The sequence below is a fragment of the Streptomyces sp. SID3212 genome, assembly GCF_009865405.1.
GTDB lineage: Bacteria > Actinomycetota > Actinomycetes > Streptomycetales > Streptomycetaceae > Streptomyces.
The window spans coordinates 1-2,492 of sequence record NZ_WWJY01000844.1 but is presented as its reverse complement, the minus strand read 5'-3'; the positions used below and the strand labels follow the sequence as shown (position 1 = coordinate 2,492).

Below are 2,492 nucleotides of genomic sequence, written 5' to 3'. Positions count from 1 at the left end.
CAGGCCCGGTCCGGGCGGCCCCGCGCCGCCTGGGGCGTACAGATGGGCGATGTCACGTCGTCGTCCGGACTGGCGTGGGTCCGGTCCGACCGGCCGGCCCGGATGATCGTGGAGACCTCCGCCACCGAGTCGTTCCGCCGCGCCCGCACCTGGCACGGCCCGCTGCTCGGCCCGGGCTCGGACTTCACCGGTACGGTCCCCCTGCGCGGCCTCCCGGCCGGTGAGCAGGTGCACTACCGGGTGACCCTCGCCGACCCGGACGACTACCGCCGTACCGGCGAACCCGTGTACGGCACGTTCCGTACCGCGCCCGCGAAACGCCGGCAGGGCGTGCGCTTCCTCTGGTCGGGCGACATCGCCGGGCAGGGCTGGGGCATCAACCCGGACATCGGCGGCTACCGCGCGTACGACGAGATGCGGCGGCTCGACCCCGACTTCTTCCTGTGCAGCGGCGACACCATCTACGCCGACGGGCCGCTCGAACCGCAGGTGACGCTGCCGGACGGCCGGATCTGGCGGAACGTCACCACCGAGGAGAAGTCGAAGGTCGCGCAGACCCTCGACGAGTACCGGGGCAACTTCCGCTACAACCTGCTGGACGCCAACGTACGGCGCTTCAACTCCCAGGTGCCGACGATCGTCCAGTGGGACGACCACGAGGTGCGCAACAACTGGTACCCGGGTCAGATCCTGGATGACGTCCGCTACACCGAGAAGAACGTCGACCTGCTGGCGGCCCGTTCGGCGCGCGCGTTCCGTGAGTACTTCCCGGTGTCGACCCTCCACGAGCGCGGGGCGGACCGCCGGGTGCACCGGGTGATCAGCCACGGTCCGCTGCTGGACGTGTTCGTCCTGGACATGCGTTCGTTCCGCAACGCCAACTCCCCCGACCGGCAGGCCGACGACACGACCGGCATCCTCGGCGCGGAGCAGTTGGAGTGGCTCAAGCGGGAGTTGTCGCGTTCGCGCGCCGAGTGGAAGGTGATCGCCGCCGACATGCCGCTCGGACTGGTCGTCCCGGACGGCGCGACCAACTTCGAGGCCGTCGCCCAGGGCGACCCGGGGGCTCCGCTCGGCCGTGAGCTCCAGATCGCGGAGCTGCTGCGGTACGTCAAGCACCGGCGGATCACGGGCACGCTCTGGCTCACGGCGGACGTCCACTACACGTCGGCGCAGCACTACGCGCCGGAGCGCGCGGCGTTCAAGGACTTCGCGCCGTTCTGGGAGTTCGTCTCGGGGCCGCTGGCCGCGGGCGGTTTCCAGGCCAACGCGCTGGACGGTACGTTCGGCCCCGACCGGGTCTTCGTGCGGGCGCCCGACCGGGCGAACGTGTCGCCGATGGAGTCCCCGCAGTACTTCGGCGAGGTCGACATCGACGGCGGCAGCGGCGAACTGACGGTCCGTCTGCGGGCCGAGGGCGGCACGGTCCTGTTCAGCAAGGTGCTCCAGCCGGGGAAGGTCGGGCAGGAGCGGTAGTCGCTCCGACCCGGGGCGGGCGCCTGTCGGGGCCGATTGTCAGTGGTGGGTCCTAACGTCGTTCCCATGACGCGATCCACGCAGGCGCTCGCCTACTCCCGTCCGTCCGCCCTGGCCACGGCCCCGGGCGGACGGCTGCTCGGCCTGGAGACCTCGGGCGGGGTGACACCGCTCGGTGCCGAGGCGCATCCGGGCTTCTTCTCGGGGCTCCTGACCTCGCCCCGGGCCGCCGCGCGCGGGCTGCTGGCCGTGGCGGACGTGGCGGGGGCGCGCTACCACCAGCGGGTCGTGGGCTCGTCGCTCGACCCGGTGGTGACGGGGAACGGGGACCGGCTGCGCTTCGAGTCGTTCTCCGGCTGCTGCGGGGTCTATGCCCGTCTGGACGTGCTGCGGGAGGGCCTCGACGGCGCGGACACCGGACACGGCACGACCAATGTGGATGTGAACAATCCGCTGCGGGAGGCCCTGTCGCGGATGACCGGCGATGATCCGCTCCATCTGCGGGTCGGTCCCGACGAGATGACCGTCACCACGCTCGAAGGCCCGGTGGTGGAGAAGAAGGTGCCGCTGCCGGACCGCTGGCTGCGCGGCTTCGCCGAGGCCCAGGTGATCTCGGCCGGATTCGACCTGCGGGCCGAGCTGCCGGCGGCGGAGGCGGTCCGGTTCCTGCGGACCCTGCCGCGCGGTTCCGGCACCGCCTCGCGCGGTGCCATGTGGGTCGTCCCGACGGGCAGGACGCTGCGGCCGACGACCCGGCCCGTGCGGGGCGCCGTGTGTCTGCCGGGGCCCGAGCGGCTGGCGGCCCTGCAACGGGTGCTGCGCGACGCGACGGCGCTGCGGGTGTACGGTCCGGCCGCCGACGGCAGGGCCGTGTCGAGCGCCTGGGAGGTGGTGCTGCCGGGGATGCGGCTGACACTCACACTGTCGCCGGACGCGGCGCGCGGGTTCTCCGGCGAGGGCGGGGTGCTGGAGGCGCTGGCCACCGAAGAGGCGGCCCGGGACGCCGAGTTGGTCTC

Annotated in this window: 2 protein-coding genes; both read left to right on the top strand. The window is 72.7% G+C overall.

Features of this window, described 5'->3' with window-relative positions; translation table 11 throughout:
- On the top strand, positions 1-1,476 hold a 1,476-nt coding region (locus GT042_RS25690; RefSeq protein WP_161311107.1), incomplete at its 5' end, for an alkaline phosphatase D family protein.
- A gap of 66 nt (positions 1,477-1,542) precedes the next feature.
- Positions 1,543-2,492: SWIM zinc finger family protein (locus GT042_RS25685; protein ID WP_161311106.1), on the top strand; the 950-nt coding region annotated here is incomplete at its 3' end.